At 70.8% G+C, this 16,924-nt stretch carries 18 protein-coding genes and 1 pseudogene; 10 read left to right on the top strand and 9 right to left on the bottom strand.

The features are described from left to right. The first annotated feature begins 56 nt into the window (after positions 1-56). Entirely contained in the window at positions 57-1,466 is a 1,410-nt protein-coding gene (locus tag ACLQ29_RS21355; RefSeq protein ID WP_425773255.1) for an RNA-guided endonuclease InsQ/TnpB family protein, read from the top strand. On the opposite strand, the pseudogene ACLQ29_RS21350 reads toward ACLQ29_RS21355, so the two are convergent. Further along, positions 1,466-1,597: pseudogene (locus ACLQ29_RS21350) on the bottom strand (winged helix-turn-helix transcriptional regulator); the annotation flags it as partial. The gene ACLQ29_RS21355 and the pseudogene ACLQ29_RS21350 sit on opposite strands and share 1 nt — an antisense overlap. A gap of 145 nt (positions 1,598-1,742) precedes the next feature. Between ACLQ29_RS21350 and ACLQ29_RS21345 the strand changes: the two are divergent. Both ACLQ29_RS21345 and bla read left to right on the top strand, forming a co-directional pair. Then, positions 1,743-2,444, top strand: coding sequence for a DUF4396 domain-containing protein (locus ACLQ29_RS21345; protein WP_425773254.1), 702 nt, complete (start codon positions 1,743-1,745; stop codon positions 2,442-2,444). 74 nt (positions 2,445-2,518) lie between these two features. Further along, positions 2,519-3,451, top strand: a complete 933-nt coding sequence (bla, locus tag ACLQ29_RS21340; RefSeq protein ID WP_425773344.1) for a class A beta-lactamase — start codon at positions 2,519-2,521, stop codon at positions 3,449-3,451. A 64-nt stretch (positions 3,452-3,515) separates the two neighbouring features. Here bla and ACLQ29_RS21335 read toward each other — a convergent pair whose 3' ends face one another. Next, the gene (locus ACLQ29_RS21335; RefSeq protein WP_425773253.1) at positions 3,516-4,499 is read right to left on the bottom strand and encodes an RNA polymerase subunit sigma-70; all 984 of its coding nucleotides are present in this window, start codon (positions 4,497-4,499) and stop codon (positions 3,516-3,518) included. Positions 4,500-4,675: 176 nt separating this feature from the next. On the opposite strand from ACLQ29_RS21335, the gene ACLQ29_RS21330 reads away from it, so the two are divergent. Beyond that, entirely contained in the window at positions 4,676-5,995 is a 1,320-nt protein-coding gene (locus ACLQ29_RS21330; RefSeq protein ID WP_425773252.1) for a HEAT repeat domain-containing protein, read from the top strand. A 208-nt stretch (positions 5,996-6,203) separates the two neighbouring features. Further along, positions 6,204-7,406 (top strand): MFS transporter, encoded by a 1,203-nt coding sequence (locus tag ACLQ29_RS21325; RefSeq protein ID WP_425773251.1) that lies wholly within the window; start codon positions 6,204-6,206, stop codon positions 7,404-7,406. A 20-nt stretch (positions 7,407-7,426) separates the two neighbouring features. On the opposite strand, the gene ACLQ29_RS21320 is transcribed toward ACLQ29_RS21325, so the two are convergent. Together ACLQ29_RS21320 and ACLQ29_RS21315 are read right to left on the bottom strand one after the other, a co-directional pair. Further along, positions 7,427-8,419 (bottom strand): hypothetical protein, encoded by a 993-nt coding sequence (locus tag ACLQ29_RS21320; RefSeq protein ID WP_425773250.1) that lies wholly within the window; start codon positions 8,417-8,419, stop codon positions 7,427-7,429. Between the two features lie 212 nt (positions 8,420-8,631). After that, positions 8,632-9,141, bottom strand: coding sequence for a hypothetical protein (locus tag ACLQ29_RS21315; RefSeq protein WP_425773249.1), 510 nt, complete (start codon positions 9,139-9,141; stop codon positions 8,632-8,634). Positions 9,142-9,474: 333 nt separating this feature from the next. On the opposite strand from ACLQ29_RS21315, the gene ACLQ29_RS21310 reads away from it, so the two are divergent. After that, positions 9,475-10,380, top strand: coding sequence for a S41 family peptidase (locus tag ACLQ29_RS21310; RefSeq protein WP_425773248.1), 906 nt, complete (start codon positions 9,475-9,477; stop codon positions 10,378-10,380). A 29-nt stretch (positions 10,381-10,409) separates the two neighbouring features. On the opposite strand, the gene ACLQ29_RS21305 is transcribed toward ACLQ29_RS21310, so the two are convergent. Beyond that, positions 10,410-11,699: an MFS transporter gene (locus ACLQ29_RS21305; RefSeq protein ID WP_425773247.1), complete on the bottom strand. Its 1,290-nt coding sequence runs from the start codon at positions 11,697-11,699 to the stop codon at positions 10,410-10,412. 1 nt (position 11,700) lies between these two features. Beyond that, the gene (locus tag ACLQ29_RS21300) at positions 11,701-12,285 is read right to left on the bottom strand and encodes a helix-turn-helix domain-containing protein (protein ID WP_425773246.1); all 585 of its coding nucleotides are present in this window, start codon (positions 12,283-12,285) and stop codon (positions 11,701-11,703) included. A gap of 458 nt (positions 12,286-12,743) precedes the next feature. On the opposite strand from ACLQ29_RS21300, the gene ACLQ29_RS21295 reads away from it, so the two are divergent. Then, a complete protein-coding gene (locus ACLQ29_RS21295) occupies positions 12,744-13,472 on the top strand; it encodes a hypothetical protein (protein ID WP_425773245.1) in 729 nt (242 codons plus the stop codon). Here ACLQ29_RS21295 and ACLQ29_RS21290 read toward each other — a convergent pair. After that, the gene (locus ACLQ29_RS21290; RefSeq protein WP_425773244.1) at positions 13,418-13,843 is read right to left on the bottom strand and encodes a hypothetical protein; all 426 of its coding nucleotides are present in this window, start codon (positions 13,841-13,843) and stop codon (positions 13,418-13,420) included. The genes ACLQ29_RS21295 and ACLQ29_RS21290 overlap by 55 nt on opposite strands. 34 nt (positions 13,844-13,877) lie before the next feature. Here ACLQ29_RS21290 and ACLQ29_RS21285 point away from each other — a divergent pair, with 34 nt between their 5' ends. From ACLQ29_RS21285 to ACLQ29_RS21275, 3 genes are read left to right on the top strand one after another with little or no spacing between them, the layout of a single operon-like run. Further along, positions 13,878-14,255 (top strand): DUF2089 domain-containing protein, encoded by a 378-nt coding sequence (locus ACLQ29_RS21285; RefSeq protein WP_425773243.1) that lies wholly within the window; start codon positions 13,878-13,880, stop codon positions 14,253-14,255. Beyond that, positions 14,255-14,512, top strand: coding sequence for a hypothetical protein (locus ACLQ29_RS21280; protein ID WP_425773242.1), 258 nt, complete (start codon positions 14,255-14,257; stop codon positions 14,510-14,512). Before ACLQ29_RS21285 ends, ACLQ29_RS21280 begins: the two co-directional genes overlap by 1 nt. An 11-nt stretch (positions 14,513-14,523) precedes the next feature. Further along, a complete protein-coding gene (locus tag ACLQ29_RS21275) occupies positions 14,524-14,946 on the top strand; it encodes an SHOCT-like domain-containing protein (protein ID WP_425773241.1) in 423 nt (140 codons plus the stop codon). A gap of 10 nt (positions 14,947-14,956) precedes the next feature. Here ACLQ29_RS21275 and ACLQ29_RS21270 read toward each other — a convergent pair whose 3' ends face one another. Then, positions 14,957-15,298: a GlsB/YeaQ/YmgE family stress response membrane protein gene (locus tag ACLQ29_RS21270; protein WP_425773240.1), complete on the bottom strand. Its 342-nt coding sequence runs from the start codon at positions 15,296-15,298 to the stop codon at positions 14,957-14,959. Positions 15,299-15,468: 170 nt separating this feature from the next. Then, on the bottom strand, positions 15,469-16,788 hold the full coding sequence (locus tag ACLQ29_RS21265; RefSeq protein WP_425773239.1) for a hypothetical protein: 1,320 nt from the start codon (positions 16,786-16,788) through the stop codon (positions 15,469-15,471). Positions 16,789-16,924: the final 136 nt, after the last annotated feature.

The raw sequence follows: 16,924 nt of genomic DNA, 5'->3' as shown, positions 1-16,924 counted from the left end.
GCTGTGTCCACTAACGTTGGCCGGGTTGTGTCAGATCCTCGTGGTTGGCTTCGGGTATGCCCAGACGTAGGGATTCGGGAGCGCCGCGGGTGGTGCATCGCACCGCCCGGGTCGGCCTGCGTCTGACCCGGGCGCAGCGGCGACGCTGCTTCGGCCTGCTCCGCGCGGCCGGGGATCTTTGGGCGTGTGTCTTGGAATACAACAGCTGGCGGCATCGTCGTCACGATCGGCCGGTCGCGAGCTATCAGGAGTTGTGTCGACTGCTCGCCGCGTCTGGTCCGGGCACGTTCGGTGAGCTCGACTCGACCGGCGCCCGGTCGGTGTTGCGTCGCTATTCTGATGCGTGGTTTAGCGCTGCCGCCCGCCGCGGGGCGGGGCATGGTGAGGTGCGGTATCCGCGGCGGCGACGGTCGTTGATGCCGGTCCGCTGGTATCACGGCACGTTCGGTCTGAGTCAACGGCGGCTGCGGTTGCCGACCTCGGCCGGGAGCCCGCCGCTGGTGGTGCGCCTGGACCGGGCGGTTCCCTACCCTCATGATGCGGTGCGGTCGGTGACGCTGGTGTTCGATCAGGGGCGGTTGTGGGTCGAGGTCACCGCGGAACTTCCGGTCGCGACCTACCCTGCGGGTCAGGAGCCGCAGCGGGGGCGGATCGCCGGGGTCGACCTGGGCATCATTCACCCGTACGCGGTGGCAGCCGGTGACGGGCAGATGTTGCTGGTGTCCGGCCGGGCGATCCGCGCCGAGCACCGTCAGCACCTGGCCGACACGAAAGGCCGCCGCCGGGCGACCGCCGCCCGTGCGCCGAAGAAGGGCCAGCGGGGTTCGCGGCGGTGGCGCAAGACCCGCCGGCGGGCTCGGCTGATGGAGGGTCGGCATCGGCGTCGGGTACGGCAGGCCGGGCACGAGGCCGCGAAGACCGTGATCGGCTGGGCAGTGCAGCACCGGGTCGGGACGCTGACCGTCGGTGACCCGCGTGGTGTCCTCGATCTGCCGGCGGGTCGGCGGCACAACCTGCGGTTGCGGCAGTGGCGACTCGGCCGGGCGATCGCGGTCCTGAAGGACAAGGCGGAGCTGGCCGGGATCACCGTGCATCTGGTCGATGAGCGGGGTACGTCGTCGACCTGCCCGGTGTGCCGGCGCACAGTGGTCAAGCCCCGCGGGCGGACCATGATGTGCAGGAGTTGCGGGTTCGTCGGGCATCGTGATGTTGCCGCGGCGTTCACCATCGCCACCCGGACCCCGGGCGGCGTCACCACCACCGCACCCGACATGGGTGCGGTCATCACGCACCGTCGAGCAGGCCGACACCTTCCCGGTGCCGGGCTGTCCCGGCGTGACCCACGCCGCCCACCAGCGGTGTCAGGGTCAGTTGGCCGGCTGAGGCCCGCCCCACCATCGGTGGGGAGTCGCTCGCTTCCGACAACGTCTGGGCGAGGAACCACAACACCACCGACAACCCGGTGAACGTTAGTGGTCACAGCACTAGTCACGAGACCGTCGCGTTCGAGACCGCGAAGGGTCTGGGTGAGCATCTTCTGCGAGACGCCCTCGACGCGTCGGCGCAACTCGGAGAAGCGGGCGCTGCCGTCCCAGAGGGTGCCGCGGTCGGCGGGAACACCCGATCTCCCGCTGCCTGCGGGTGGGGCATGGAACACTGCGAGGTGCCCTCGGTCGGTGCCGCCCCCCTTCGAATACGGCAGCGGGAGGCGCCTCGGCGTCCCGCGCGGGGAAGGGGCGAGGATGCAACCCACCTGGCTCCTGACGCTGTCCTGGGTCTCGCTCACGGTCGGGGTCGTCAGCTGCGCGATCGTCGTCGCCGACACCTATCTTCGTGGGCACCGTCAGCCGGTCCGGGTCATGGAGATCGTCTGGCTGGTGACAGTCCTCTACGTCGGCCCGGCCGCCGTCCGCCTCTACTGGAACTGGGGTAGGCCCGAGACGTACTCCCGACGGCGGCGGGAGGACAAGCCGCGACGGCCCCGGCGCGGCGTCGTCGTCACCCGCGTGTCCCGCTGCGGCGCCCACTGCGCGCTCGGTTTCGTCGTCGCCGAGGTCGCCCTGTACGTCGTCAGGTCCGACCCGGCCCAGGAGACGCTCTGGGTCGACTACGCCGGGGACTACCTGGCGGCGGTGACGATAGCGGTGCTCTTCCGGTACGTCGGCGCACCGGGCCGCGGCGTCACGAAGATCTGGCACGCCCTGTCCACGGTCGCCAAGGTCGAACTGCTGACGATCACCGCGTTCGAGTTGGCGCTGTTCGTTTGGCTGACGCTCGCGCACCGGGTGGTCTTTCCGGAGCCACCCCTGCGCCCGGACAGCCCCATCTTCTGGTTCGCGGGCCAGTTGGGGCTGATCGCCGGCTTCATCGCGGCGTGGCCCACCGCCTCCTGGCAGCTCGGGCGGGGGCTGCGGATCGAGCCACGCCGGCTCCCCCACGACTGACCGCGACACGACCTCGGTGACCGCCACCGTAGGGTCGTCGCGGATGACCCGCCGGCTGATCAGGAGGAACGATGATGGGTGCCGCTGTCCGACGCCTGGTGGCCGCGGTGGCCGCGACGTCGGCCCTGGTGTCGTCGTCGGCGTGCCGCGCCAGCGACGCACCCGAGGCGCGCGCGACGCCGAGCCCGGAGGTCACCCTCTCCCCGCCGCCGGCCGCCGCGCCGTCGCCGGCCGCCGCGCAGGAGTTCCAGCGGCTGGAGCAGACGTTCGGCGCGCGGTTGGGCATCTACGCCGTCGACACGGGCACCGGCCGCACCGTGCGACACCGACCTGACGAACGGTTCGCGTACGCCTCGACGTGGAAGGCGCTGGCCGCCGCCGAGGTGCTCGACACCACCACGGACGCCGAGTTGGACCGGGTGGTGCGCTTCTCGGCGCGGGACCTGGTGGCCCACTCCCCCGTCACCGGCACCCACGTCGCCGAGGGCATGAGCCTGCGCGCTCTCGCCGACGCCGCCGTGCGCTACAGCGACAACACCGCCGGCAACCTGCTGCTCCGTCATCTCGGCGGACCGCAGGGTTTCGAGGCGAAGCTGCGTGCCCTCGGCGACACGGTCACCGACGCCACCCGCTACGAGACCGCGCTCAACGAGGCGACACCCGGCGACCCGCGGGACACCAGCACCGCGCGGGCCCTGGTGGGCGACCTGCGCGCGTACACCGTGGGGGACGCCCTGACGCCCGCGGACCGTGACGTCCTGCGCGGCTGGCTGCGCGGCAACACCACGGGCGCGGCGCTGGTGCGCGCTGGGGTGCCCGCCGGCTGGGTGGTCGGGGACAAGACCGGGACCGGAGGGTACGGCACCCGCAACGACATCGCCGTGCTCTGGCCCCCCGACCGCGCCCCCATCGTGCTCGCCGTGCTGTCCAGTCGCGGCACGAGGGACGCCACCCCCGACGACGCCCTCATCGCCCAGGCCACCAGGGTGGTCGTCGCCCAACTCTGAGCGACGTTCCTCCACTCTTCGACAGGGGTGCGGCCAGCGCGACGTGCGCCGCCGGGCGGCGTGCCTATTCGGCGTCGTCGGCCGGCAGGCGCTCGGGCAGCCCGAGCCGCGGGAACTGGTCGTCGTGGAAGGTGACGATCTCGGTGATCGCTCCGCCGGTGACGCGCAGGACGTCGATCGTCAGCGGCAGGTATACGCCCTCCGGCGCGCGCCACAGATAGAAGGCGACGGCCGGCTGCCGGTTGACCGAGGTGGGGACCGCGCGCAGGCCCCGAAGGTCGGCGAACCCGTCCTGGACCCAGCCGTTGACCACCGCGGCGCGGCCGACGGACAGGCCCGGCGTGGGCGGCATCGAGCAGCGGACGTCGTCGCGCAGCATGGCCGCGAGCACGTCGACGTCGGTGGCCACGGCGGCGTCGGTGAAGCGGCGTACCAACTCGCGGGTGTCGGGGTCCTCCTCGCCACCGGTCCAGTCCTGCCGCTCGGCGGGCAGGTGCTCCCGCATGCCGGCACGGGCCCGTTGCAGCGCGCTGTTCACCGAGTTGACGGAGTCCCCGAGGAGGTCCGCGACGTCCTTCGCCGGCCACCCGAGCACGTCACGCAGGATCAGCGCCGCCCGTGGGCGCGGCGCGAGGTGTTGGACCGCGACCACGTACGCCAGCTCGATCGTCTCCCGCGCGACGGCGAGCGCCTCCGGCTCGTCCGCGCCACCGGCGGGCAGCTCGTCGAGCAACCGATCCGGGTACGGCTGCAGCCAACGCACCTCACCGCCGGTCGCGGGTTCCGGGCGGCGTTTGGCCAGCAGGTCCAGGCAGGCGTTCGTGGCGATCCGGTACAGCCAGGCCCGGAACGTCGACCGCCCCTCGAAGGTCTCCCGCCGCCGCCAGGCACGCAGCAACGTCTCCTGCACGGCGTCCTCGGCGTCCTCGAACGACCCGAGCATCCGGTAGCAGTGCACGTGCAACTCCCGCCGGTGCCGAGCCGCCAGCCCCGAGAACGTCAGCTCGTCGACCTCGCCCAACCCGTCCAGCCGTGTGTCCGCACTCATCGCGTCATCCTTCCGCCTCGGCACGTCCTGTCGTAGGTGTGACGGGCGCCGGCGCGAAAACTCATCACCGACGTCGGCGATCGCCAGGCGGAACGGGCGCGGGTGACGTCGGCGTCGATCAGGTGGCGCCTCGATAACCGCTCGACCGCCGGCCTTCGCTCGGGCAGGGTGGCCGGGTGGATGCGCAGTTGCTCGCGGCGGTGCGGGCCGGTGACACGTCGTCTCTCGACCGGCTGTTACGGACGGCGTCGGCGGACGCGCTCGCGGGTGACGAGGGCAGCGGGCTGCTGCGTGCGGCGGTGTTCGGGGGTAACGCCGATGTCGTCGCCAGCCTGCTCCAGGCCGGAGCCGATCCGGCCCGCCCGTGGGACGACGGTGTCGATCCGGTGTCCTGGGCGGCCGACTTCGGGGCGTACGAGGTCCTGTGGGAGATGGTGCACAAGGTCCCATGGTGGCGGAAGCAGGTGCCGCAGCACCTGAGGCGCGGTGCGCTGGACATCGCACGGCTGTGGCTGGGTCTCGACCCGGAGGTCGAACTGCGTCGTCGGCTCGGTGCGCACCCGGACGAGCCGGCCGCCGTCGAGCGGATACGGATCCTGACCAGGGAGCAGGAGTCGGAACACGCGACGAGGATCCGGTTGACCCTGGCCGACGGGCGGCAGGCCGAGACGCAGCTCGATCATCGGGCGATCGTCACCTATCTGGAACACCAATTCGACATACCCGTCTCCCCGGACGAGTTGTTGGCACGCGCCCTGTTCCACGCAGACCCGCAGTCGTGCGACTGGGGCCAGGCCGAGGTCGGCATGGCGTATCACCTGTCCGCCGAGGACCAGTTCCGGTGGGCTGCCAACCTGGTGGCACACCCTTCGGTCGACACCAGGAGGTTCGCGACCCAGTTGTTGCACTACCTGGGCTGCGATGAGCAACCCCTGAAGGCGCAGGCGCTGGAGGTGCTCAGGCCACGGTTGCGCGCCGAGGACGATCCGATCGCGCTGGGCAATGTGATCGGCGCGTTCGCCGAGTACACCGGTCGTGGTGACCTGACGGACATCCTGCACCATGCCGTTCATCCTGACCCGGACATCCGCGGGCACGTCGCTGGCGTGCTCGGCTACGCCATCGGCGAGCACCCACGCCTGGGTATGTATATGAATCTGCCTCCCCACCCGTTCGACACGCCGCCGGGCGTGGTGGCGGCGCTGATTCACCTCGCGGCTGACCGCGACGGCCGAGTCCGCGCCAACGCCCTGCTCAGCCTGGCGGAATCGGGCCTGGACACCCCGACGGTTCGTAACCTGTTGACCGCGCACCTGACCGACGACTACCTGTACGCGAGGCTCAACGCTGCCGCTGGCCTCGCCCTACGCGAGGATCAGCACGGCCTCGAGGTGCTGCGCGAGACAGGTTCCGAACTGAGTCCCACGGATGTGCTTCGGTGGCGGGTCGATGAAGTAGAGAGGATCCTGGAATATCGGGCCGCACGGAACGGGTAGGGCGCGCCCCCCGTGGACCGCCGGCGTGCGATACGGTCAGTTCGTGGTTCCGGTTGAGGCGGTCGCGGCGTCGTACGCCCGGTGGACCACGCCCGCTCTGCCGTTGTACGGCAACGACCACGAGCGGTCCGACTTCGCTCCCTGACCCACGCCGGCTGGTGCCCGTGGGTCCTTGTGGTTCCTTCCATCGCATCGGGAGCGATGTCTCATGTCCTCATCCGGTATCCGGGTGGTCCTGCGTGCCCCGCAGGTGCTCTGGGTCCTGCTCGCCGCCCAGGTGGGCCGGCTGCCGTCGGCCTCCGGGCCGCTCGCCCTCCTGCTGTTCGCGCGGGAGTCGTTCAGCCTGGCCGCGGCCGGGTTGCTCGTCGCCGCGTACACCGCAGGGGTGGCGGTGGGTACGCCGCTGCTCGCCCGAGCGGTGGACCGCTGGCGTCAACCACCGGTGCTGTGCCTGGCGGCGGTGCTGTCCGGGGCCGGGTTCGGCTTCGTGGCCACCGGCGCCTTCGGCGCGACAGGTGCGGCCGTCGGCGCCGTGGTCGCCGGGCTCGGCGCTCCCCCGTTGGAGGCGTGCCTTCGCTCGCTGTGGCCGGATCTGCTGCCCCCGGCTGCGGTGCCGGCCGCGTACGCGTTGGATGTCGCCGTACAGGAAGTGATCTTCGTGGTGGGCCCGCTCACGACGCTGCTCGCGGTGGCGCTCGGCGGGCCGGTCGCCGGGTTGGTGGTGGCCGCGCTGCTGCAGCTCGCCGGCACCGCCGCGTTCGTCCGCGCGCCCGCCGTGCGGGCCTGGCGGGGAGTCCCGGCGGCCCGGCACTGGGCCGGCCCGCTGCGGGTGCCCCGGTTCACGGCCCTGCTGGTGGGGGTGGCCGGCACGGGGATGGCGGTCGGCGGCATCGCGGTGGCGATCACCGCGTACGCGGAGGAGGCCGGCGACCGGCGCCTGGCCGGCTGGTTGCTCGCCGCGCAGGCAACCGGCGCCCTGGTCGGCGGCCTGCTCTACACCCGGGCCGCGCCGGCGGGAGCAGGGCGGCTGCCGCTGCTCACCGCCGGGCTGACCCTCGGCTTCGTGCCGCTGCTGCTGACACCGCGCCCCAGCCTGATGGCGGTGTTGCTGGCGGTCAGCGGTCTGGCTCTGCCGCCGGCGCTGACCGCCATCTTCCTCTTGGTGGATCAGCTCGCAGCGCCGGGCACCGTGGCCGAGGCGTTCGCCTGGGTCGCCACCGCGTTCACCATCGGCAGCGCCGCCGGCTCGGCGGTCACCGGTCTGGTGGTGGCGAACGGCGTCCGCCACGGCCTGGCCCTCGCCCCCGTCGCCGCGCTGGTCAGCACCATCATCATGGTGGCCGTCGCCAGACGCACGACAGGCCCGCATGTCGCCGCCGCCTCACACACCAGCGTTGAGGGGTCACGCTGACTCCGGCGCCGGTTCAGCCGTCAGTCGGTGGTCAGACTGCGCGTCGCCAGCTCGCTGAGCGACGCGCGGGCGTCACCGCCGAGCTTCGCGCGAGCCGCCGCCGGCTGGCCCACCTCGAACGCCTCTACGAGAAACGTCGGCGAGCCGGACCGGTGGCGGATCCCGTCGATCTCCTGCGGGTCCGGGTTGAACGGCAACGTCCTCCACTGGTCCGCGGTCTCCGGCCAGCCGGACGCGACGGCCGCGACCAGGCCGTCGAGCAGGCTCTCGTAGTTTGGCGTGGTGATTTGCCGGCCCAACCCGTATCGCTCGCGCAGGGCGAGGATCTCGGCGCTGGGCGTGCCGGAATAGCTCTGGTCCAGTCCGAGCCACCACTGCGCGAAGTAGAAGCCCTGGTAGCCCTGGGCGAGGAAGCGCGACCCGTCGTGGTGTACCTCGATGACGAAGTTGTGCACCTGCGGGAACTGACAGTCGAGCAGCAGGACTGTGGTCGCGCTGGGCAGGACGAGCAGGTCACTCTTCAGATCCGCATCTTTGCCGACGCCGTAGGCCTCGCGGGACTTGCTGGCCAGTTTGCCACCCTTGGCCTGCAACTGCTCGCGGATCTGGAACGCGGCCAGCCCGCAGTTGGCCCACCTGCGGCTCTTCTCGCGCAGCTTGATCTGCGGGTCGTCGGTCTGCCCCGCGCTCAGCAGCGCCGTCCCGAGCCGGTCCAGTGCGTTGCCCTCCAAGGGCTGGTCGCGCTGGCGCTGGTCGGTGTTGCCGGCGAACTCGCCCCGCGCGTAGGCGGTCGCGGCCGTGACGGCCTCGGCCCACGTCGCGAAGCTCTGGGGGCGTCCCAGGGCGCTCGCCGACCAGGTGACCAGCTGCCCGAAGGCGTTCTCCTCGAATCCCTCCGGCAGGAGTGACGCGATTCGTTCGGCGATCTCGGCGTAGGCCTTCTCGTCGTCTTCGAGGTTGGGGATCTGGCCGTTGGGCGGGTACGTCGCCCTGTCCGCGGCGATGATCAGCATGCCAACCTCCACTGTCCCTTGTGTTCGGTCACCTCGGCGGTGAGCCGACTACAAGAGTGGGACACGCGAGGGCCGGCGAACTCCCTGCGTCGGAATTCCGTCCCCGCGCTCGTCGACAACCGGCGCGGGCCGCGCACGTTCGGCGGGCGACGGTGGCCCGGATGTCACCACCGCGGACCACCGTCACCCCAACAGCGTGGAGACGATCGTGCTCAGAGGCCCAGAGGGACTCCGGCCGCCGTGCACGCGGCGTTGACCTCGGTGCCGGCCTTCATGAAGGCCGGGTTGTCGGCAGCGGACGCCGGGTCGGCGGCAGCCGCGGCCTTCGCCACCTCGGCGCCGAACGGCCGGAGGGCAGCGGCCACCTTGCCGTCTCCGCCGGCCGTGGCCAACGCGCCCAACTCCGTCGACAACGCCGTCAGGACCTTCTTGAAGTCCGCCGCCGACGGCTCACCAGCCATGGCGACCTTCACCAGCTCGGCCTTCATCTGGTCGCTGGCCTTCTTCAACGACGTGCAGAGTTGCTTGTCGCCCACGGCGCCCGTCGCGGCCGACGACGCCGGTGCCGCGGTTGGGGAGGCAGCCGCCGAGGTCGCGGCGGCGGACGTGCTGGCGGACGACGTCGATCCGGCGGTCGTCGCCTTGTCCCCGTCACCGCAGGCGCTCAGCGCGGTGGCAGCGGCGAGGATCAACACTGCGGAAGCAATTCGAGAGTGATTCACGGACGCGGACACTAATCGACGGGTAAGACACGATCAATTCGCACGGACTGATGTCGACCCCCCTGAGGCCGCACGAACGCCATCGGCACGGCACGACCTACGCGCGGGCGGGCGCCTGCCGTCGGCGACGCCGTTTGAGCAGCTCGCGGATGACGACTCGGAGCGCGCCGAGAGTGAGCGCTGTCCCGCCAGCCGCCGGCAGAAACTCCAGGCACCCTCGGCTCACCCACAGCCGGCCCTCCGGCGGGGCGTCCGGCGAATAGATGACCTTGACGAGACACCTGAGGTGTCCCCGCGGAAGTCAGACATGGGCGAGAGAATGGCCACGGGTTGATGACGGTCTACCATGCCGCCGTGCTCTCCAACGAACAGATAGTCGGACAGGCCCTGGACCGGATCGAGGCAGGGTACGTCTTTCCCGCACAGGTCGCGGACATCGACGCCGCGATCAGGCGTCGTCTCGCGGCCGGCGAGTACGACGACCTGGACGGGCCGGCGCTCTGCGCGAGGGTGACCGCGCACCTTCAGCAGGTGTGCCCGGACAAGCATCTGCGGCTGCTGTGGTCAGACCAGCCGCAGTCACTGGATCCAGCGGACGCGGACGGAGGACGGGCCGCGTTCCTCGCGCTGCTCAGGGCGGAGAACCAGGGCATTCGTCGGGTCGAGCACCTGGACGGCAACGTCGGGCTCATCGACGTGCGGCGCATCGCGTACGCCGACGAGGGCGCCGCCGCGATCGGCGCGGCCATGCAACTTGTCGCCCTCAGCTCCGCGCTCGTCCTCGACCTGCGCGCCTGCTCCGGCGGGACACCCGAGGGCGCCGCGATGTGGTGCAGCTACTTCTTCCGCGACGACCAGGTGCACCTCAACGACTTCTACGAGCGGTCCACCGGCGCCACCCGCCAGTTCTGGACGATCCCGCACCTTCCCGCGCCGCGCTACGCGGACCGACCGGTCTACGTGCTCACCAGCGCGATGACGTTCTCCGGGGGCGAGGACGTGGCGTACACCCTGCAGGCGCACGGCCGGGCTGTCGTCGTCGGTGAGACGACACGTGGCGGCGCGCATCCGACGGCCCGCCACCCGGTCACCGAACACATCCTCGTGACCGTGCCAACCGCCCGGACCATCAACAGCGTCACCGGCACCAACTGGGAGGGCGTCGGGGTGCTCCCCGACGTGCCCGTCCCGACGGACCAGGCGCTCGACACGGCACTCACGGCAATTGGGGACGCGTAGACGCGGCGGCCGTCTCGAAGCGCGAGGGCCTACATCTGTGGCGTGTCTTCGACGCCGGGCGACAGGCGACTACCGATGGTGGCGCGCTGCCGTGCGGCGGCGCGCTGCCGCCGGACGGGGCGCAGGCCCACGTGGGCGACCGCGCCGGAGGTTAGGTACAGAAGGGCCTGCACGTTGAGCACGAGGACGACGCTGAGCACGTCGCCGAGCAGGCCGGCGGCCGCCATGCCCAGCCCCTGCGAGGCGTTGAAGATCGCGTAGTAGACGCCGAAGGCACGGCCCAGCTCGGCGTCGGGCACGCTCTGTTGGATCTGTGCGAAAGCTCCGCTGGCGTACGCGATGCCCGGCGCACCGACCAGGATGAACAACCCGATGTACCACTCGGGTTGACGGGTGAGCGCCGGTCCGTTCCAGATGACCAGGCTGATCAGCGCGAAGGTGGTCGCCCCGACACTCATCAGCAGGCGAGGGCTGAGCCGAGCGCCCAGCATGCCGACGATGAGCCCGCCCGCCACGCCGCCGATCGCCTGGACGCCGCGCAGCACACCGGTGAGCGTGCCGTCGGCGTGCAGCGCGCGGCTGACGAAGACCACGAAGAGCACCACGAACAGGCCCTGCGCGATGCCGCCCAACGCCACACTCACGATCGTCACCCGCACGGTCCGGTTGCGCAGCATCGCCGTGAGGCCGTGTCGCCAGGCGGTGAGGAACGACGACGTACGGTCCGGGGTCGTCGGCCGCGCGGTCGCGTGGTGGGCGGCCCGGCGGCCGGTGGCGATCAGGGCCGCCGTGATCGCGAAGGCCAGGACGGCGCCGACAGCCAGATAGCGGGTGCCGTCGCGGGTGATCGCGAACCCGCCCAGCGAACCTCCGACGAGCCGTCCCACGCTGCTGTTCAGCGCCACCACGCTGTTGGCGCGTATCAACTGAGCGGGATCGACGAGGCGTGGCAGCGCGGCGTTGCGCGCGGAGTCGAACGTCTGCGTCAGCACCGCCTGGGCTCCGGCGACCAGCGAGATGATCCACAGGCGGTGGTCGGGTCGACCGAGTAGGGGGATCACCACCGCGGCCTGCAGCACGGCGACGCAGCTCATGAGCCAGAACCTGTCGAGGCGATCGGCGAGAGCACCGGCGAACGATCCCAGCGTGATGCCGCACAGCAGCTCGACGAGGAAGACGGCGGAGGTGGTGAGCGCCGAGCCGGTCACCCCGAACACGTAGATCGGCAGCCCGGTGAGCAGCAGCCAGCTCGCCACGCTGGAGGAGAGCCCGGCAGCCCAGATCAGGCCGAATCCGGGGCGTCTCAGGAGCGTCCACATCTCAGGTGAACTCCGGCGTGGGGTACGCCTGCAGGTGGAGGCTGACCGGCCGGGCGTCGCTCGGGGATGCGGTACGCAACGGGCGCAGGTACGGCCGGATGACGGCGTCCAGGGTCAGCGTGAGGTGCCGCAACTCCTCCGGGGTGAGCGAGAGCGTGTAGCTGTGGAAGGTGACGCTCTCCCGCCACGCGTCGGCAAGCTTGTGCTGCTGTTGCTGGTAGCGCTGCAACGACCGGAACACCTCGTCGAACCCCAGGGCGGTCAGCGCGTCGGCGATCTGCTGCCCCTCGGCGTCGTCGGCAGCCGGAAGGAATTCGAAACCGGTGGCGGCGGCGCGCCACGGCCGGTCACGCCTGTTGGTCCCGTCGGCGTCGGCCCGCTCGATGAGGCCGTGCCGGGCCAGTTGGCGCAGGTGGTAGCTGCAGTTCGCCCCGGTGTCGTCAAGGGCCTCGGCGCACTGCGCGGCGGTTCTCGGGCCGGCGGCCAGCAGGTAGCGCAGCAGCCGCAGGCGCAACGGGTGCGCGAGTGCGCGCAGGGTGGTCGCGTCCTGGACGCGTACCCGGCGTTCTGGCTCGTTCCGCTCCATCGACACCCCTTGCGAAAGACTTCTCTCGGTTATACGCCTGCTGAGCTTGTTTTCGCAAGAAGTCTTTCGCATCGAGCAGGCGCACTGACGGGCGGAGCGCGCCCACCGGGCGGCTCCGGCGGCGCGCAACGAAGATCGACTCGCGTTCGGTGCGACCGGGGTGTCCGGCGGGCGGGAACACCCCGACTTCCGGCACGGCGAGTGGATCGTGCCCGTTGGGAGCCACGACCAGGCCGGTCACCACAGGCGCCGAGCGGCGGATCGGTGCCGCCCGGGTCGCGTCGCGGTCGCCGTCGAGCCGACGCCCCGCACCATCGGCCCCCGCCATGCCGGGCAGCCCAGCGCCTGTTTCCTGAGGAGCACCCCAGCTCTGGCGGGGGTGGGGCCGGTTGCGGAGCATGGATAGGCTTCGTTGTCACGGGGTTGCCGGTGAAGCAGCCAGTGACGAGGAGCAGCCGATGACACCTCGACCGTGTACGGATGGCACGATCCAGCACCTGTCCGTGGATCTCGACGACGAGGCCGGCGGGGACGGCGGGGAGACGGGTCTCACGCTGTGTTCGACTCCGGGGCGACCGGTCTGGGGCAGTGACCAGTGGGCGATCAACACTGCCTACGAGATGCATCGCAGTGACAGGTGCGTGGACATCGCCGCGTTGCCGCCGTGTGTGGAGTGCCTGCGGGTGGCGGAGTTGCTGACCGACCCGGATACGGCGCCGCCGCTGCATCGGAGGACTCCCCGGCCGGACGTCGCCTCCGGGTTCACCGGCGAGGAGATTCGCGGAGTCCTGCGCACCGACATCGCCACCGGCGCCTCGCTCGGCCGGCGGGCCGCCGTACACCTGCTGACCTTCACCGCGGTGCCGGACCAGCCGGGCTTCGGTGACCTCGTGGGGATCCTGGATCTGCCCTGGGACATGGGTGACACCGTGCGGATGGGGCAGGTCACCGACTGGGCGGCGGTGGTCGACTTCGCGGCGGCCGCCGACGTGCCGGACCGGGACCGGCAGATGATCGCCGTGGCCGCGAGCCTCGCCGGTGGGCCGCCGGTCGGCCTCGACGCCGCCGTCAGCTTCGCCGGTGATCCCGCGGCAGCCCGGCGGCTGATCGAGGCGATCGCGATCGCCACGGGTCACGGCGACAGGTGGCAGCTCACCGAGAGCAAGGCCGCAGGCATCCCCACCTGACCGCGGTCACGCGCGCCACGGGCAGCGTCACGCGGCACCGCTAGCCACAGACCTCCGTGCTGGGCGTGGCGACCGCCAGGTCGACTCACGCTGGCGGGGGGCGGACACTCCAGGACCGCGATCGAGTTTCCGGCGACCAACCCCAGGTGCGGGTGCCCGGAGAAGATCTGAACCGCCTCGTCGTGCGAGCCCGCTTCCACGATCGTGTAGGCGATCAGGGCATCGGTGAAGTCCTCGACACCCAGTGCCGTGACCAGCGATCGCGACCCTCCGGGCCGGTGCGAGCCGTCGTGGCGCACCTCTGCCGCGAGCCTGCCACTCACCGCCATCCCGTCGAGCACAATCTTAAAGAAAATTAAGATCAACATCATGGAAGTTCAAGATTTATGAGTTATAAATTCAGGTATGACAGATCAGGCCATGGACTGGCAGGACCTCACGAGCCTGACGCGTGGGCAGCCGTTCGTCGTCGAGCGCGTGCGCCTGGCGAGCAACGGCGTCGCGATCGAGGGCGAGTTCGAGCCACCGCAACTGGCTCAGCTCAACGTCGACGACCAGGTCTTCGTCACGGCGTTCGTGCGCTGCCACGGCTCGATCAAGGAGATGGAACGCATCTTCGGGGTGAGCTATCCGACGATCAAGTCACGACTCAACCGGATCACGCAGATGCTCGACTTCGTCGAGACCGACCCGGCGCCCTCGCGGGCCGAGATCATCGACAGGTTGCGCCGCGGTGAGATCACCGCACAGCAGGCGTTGGCCGAGCTGGACGGCCGGACGTGATGCCGCAGTTGGTGACCGTCACGGTCAACCGCGCCGACCGCCGGCCCATCCGCGTCTGGGTTCCGGTGCTCCCCGTGGTGCTCGTGCTCTTCCCGGTCGTGGTCCTGGTCGTGCTGGCGGCGATCGTGGCCTGCGTCGTGTTCCGCATCGGCGTGGTGCGGGCACTCCGCGCCGCCTGGCGTGTCATCTCCGCGCTGCCCGGCGCCCGCTTCGACATCGAGCAGGGCCGCACGGCCGTGCTCGTGGCCATCCGATAGGAGAGGTTCGCATGACCGAACAACGCAAGGACATCCTCGACATGCTGGCCGCCGGCAAGATCACCGCCGAGGAGGCGGAGCAGCTCATCGCCGCCCTCGAACGGGACCAGGCATTGGCGACGGGGAGTCACGACGCCCGACCGAAGGGCAAGGTGAAGTACCTGCGGGTGCTTGTGGACGCCACCGACAACGGCGAGCCGTCGCGGGTCAACGTGCGGGTGCCGCTGCAACTGCTGCGCGCCGGCGTACGACTGGCGGCGCTCGTCCCGCCACAGGCACTGGTCAAGGCCAATGCCTCACTCAGCGACTCAGGGGTGCCGATCGACCTGACGCAGCTCAAGCCCGAGCAGTTGGAGGCACTCGTGGAGCACCTCGACGAGGTGACCGTGGAGGTGGATTCACCCGATGCCACCGTGCGGGTCTTCTGCGAGTAGCGCCGTACCGTCAGTCCTTTGCCTGGCTGCGACGGGCCCGCCGGCGGGGCTTCTCGTCGCCGCCGGCGAGCCGGGTGAAGGTGAGCATGTTCGCCAGGGCCACGGCGATGATCGCGAGGCCGACCTGGATCGCGAGCACGACCCAGTCCCAGCGCAGCACCCACACCTTCACGTTGGCTCCGTCGTCGATGTCGAGCGCCCTGGCGACCACCGTGCCCAGCACCGCCGAGCCGACGCCGAGGACGAACGTGGCGAAGACGCCGATCCGTTGCCTCCCCGGCAGGATGAGTCGGCCCAGCAGGCCGACGAGGGCACCGATGAGCACCGCGCCGAGATAACCGCTTACCAGCATCGCCGTCTCCCCTCCAGCATTGCCGAGGTACATGCCCGGATCTCACGTTCCCGGAAACCCCGCCCTGGCCGTCACCCGCCAGCGGGGGGTGTGAAGGGGTGGGTGACGCCAAGTGCCGGTACGGTCGGGGACCGGCCGTCGTGGCCCTCGATGCCGTGCGACCTCGTTGGTCAGCAGGTGCGCAGGCAGCGCACGAAAAGGTGTTCGTGACCGTCGCCCGGGTCGACGCCCAGGTCCGTTGCCTTGGAGCTGAAGACGATCCGGCTGCCGTTGGCGGAGGGGATCGCGCTGAAACTCTCGCCGTTGCCGGTCGCGCCGGCGGGGGTGGTGCTGACCGCAGTCGTCCGACCTGTGTTGAGGTCTCGCACGAAGACGTCGCTGCCGATGCCGTTGCCGTCGCGGGGAGCGAGGTCGGAGGCGGACGAGTAGAAGGACACGTAACGACCGCCGGCAGCCAGTCGACCGGAACTGCTGTGGCTGTTGCCCGCGCCTGCGCTGCCCCGGCTGGCGCTGACCAACGCGGTGGTGTCGGCGATCAGGTCGCGGACGTAGACGTCGAGCGTCGTGTTGGTGTCCGCCGGCAGGTACGGCTCGTACGACTCCCACGACACCTTTGTGCCGTCCCTGCTGATGCTCGGGTTTCCCGCGCCGCGGAATCGACTCTCGGCGGCCGGCAGGTTGGCCCGGACCGTCGCGCCGGATGAGAAGTCGTGAACGAAGACGCCGGCACCCGTCCCGCCGTCGCCGATCCAGTTGCCCGACGCGCTGAACGCCACCCGCCGCCCGCTGCCCGAGATGACGGCCTCGAACACCGAGAGGTCCGCGCCGCCGTCGGCCTGCGAACTGATCCGTGTGGTCTTGCCGAGCTGCAGGTCGTGGACGTACGCCACCTGCCCGTAGAGCCAGAGGCCCTGGTCGTCCAGGTCCCCGCTGAACGAGGTGACGATGAAGGTGGTGTAACGGCCGTTGTCGGAGATCGTGGCACCGCTGCTGCTGCCTCGAATCTGCCGCCCGCCCGCGAACGCGCTGGCCATCGTCGTCAGCCCGCTCTGGCGGTCGTGCACGAAGACGTCACGTTCGTTGTTGGTGTCGCCGGGCACGAGGTTCGACGCGTACGACGTGAAGGCCACGTAGCGGCCGTTGCCGGAGATCGCCGCGGTGTACGTGGCCCCGTCGTTGGCCGGCTGCCCGCCCAGGCCGCCGCTGACCAGGGTGGTGGTGCCGGTCTCGGTGTCGCGAACGAAGACGTCCGTGTTGTCGTTCGAGTCGCCCGGGACGAGGTTGTCCGAGGTGGAGGCGAAGGCGACGTACCGCCCGTCGTCGGAGATGTCCGCACCGCCGACCCCGCCGTTGCCGGGCGTGCCGTCGGTTGCCGCATCGACCAGGGCGAGAGCACCGGGCTCGGCCGCGAATGCGGGCACGGGCATCAGGAGCAGGGTGGACATGCCGGTGACCGCCACGAGGGTACGGACCCTCAAGAAGCTACGCATGGCCGCAGAGCCTAGCGAGCCAGGGCCACCGATGATGTCCCGGGACGGCAGTGGGCTGTGCGTCACGCGGGGGGCGCGAGCGGGCGCAGGCCGTCGAACAGGACGGCAAGGGCCCGGTCGATGACGGTCACCGCCG

Source organism: Micromonospora sp. DT228 (genome assembly GCF_049841595.1).
In the GTDB taxonomy this organism is placed as follows: domain Bacteria; phylum Actinomycetota; class Actinomycetes; order Mycobacteriales; family Micromonosporaceae; genus Micromonospora.
Note: the sequence above shows the minus strand (reverse complement) of the source record. Positions and strands in the feature narration are given on the sequence as shown.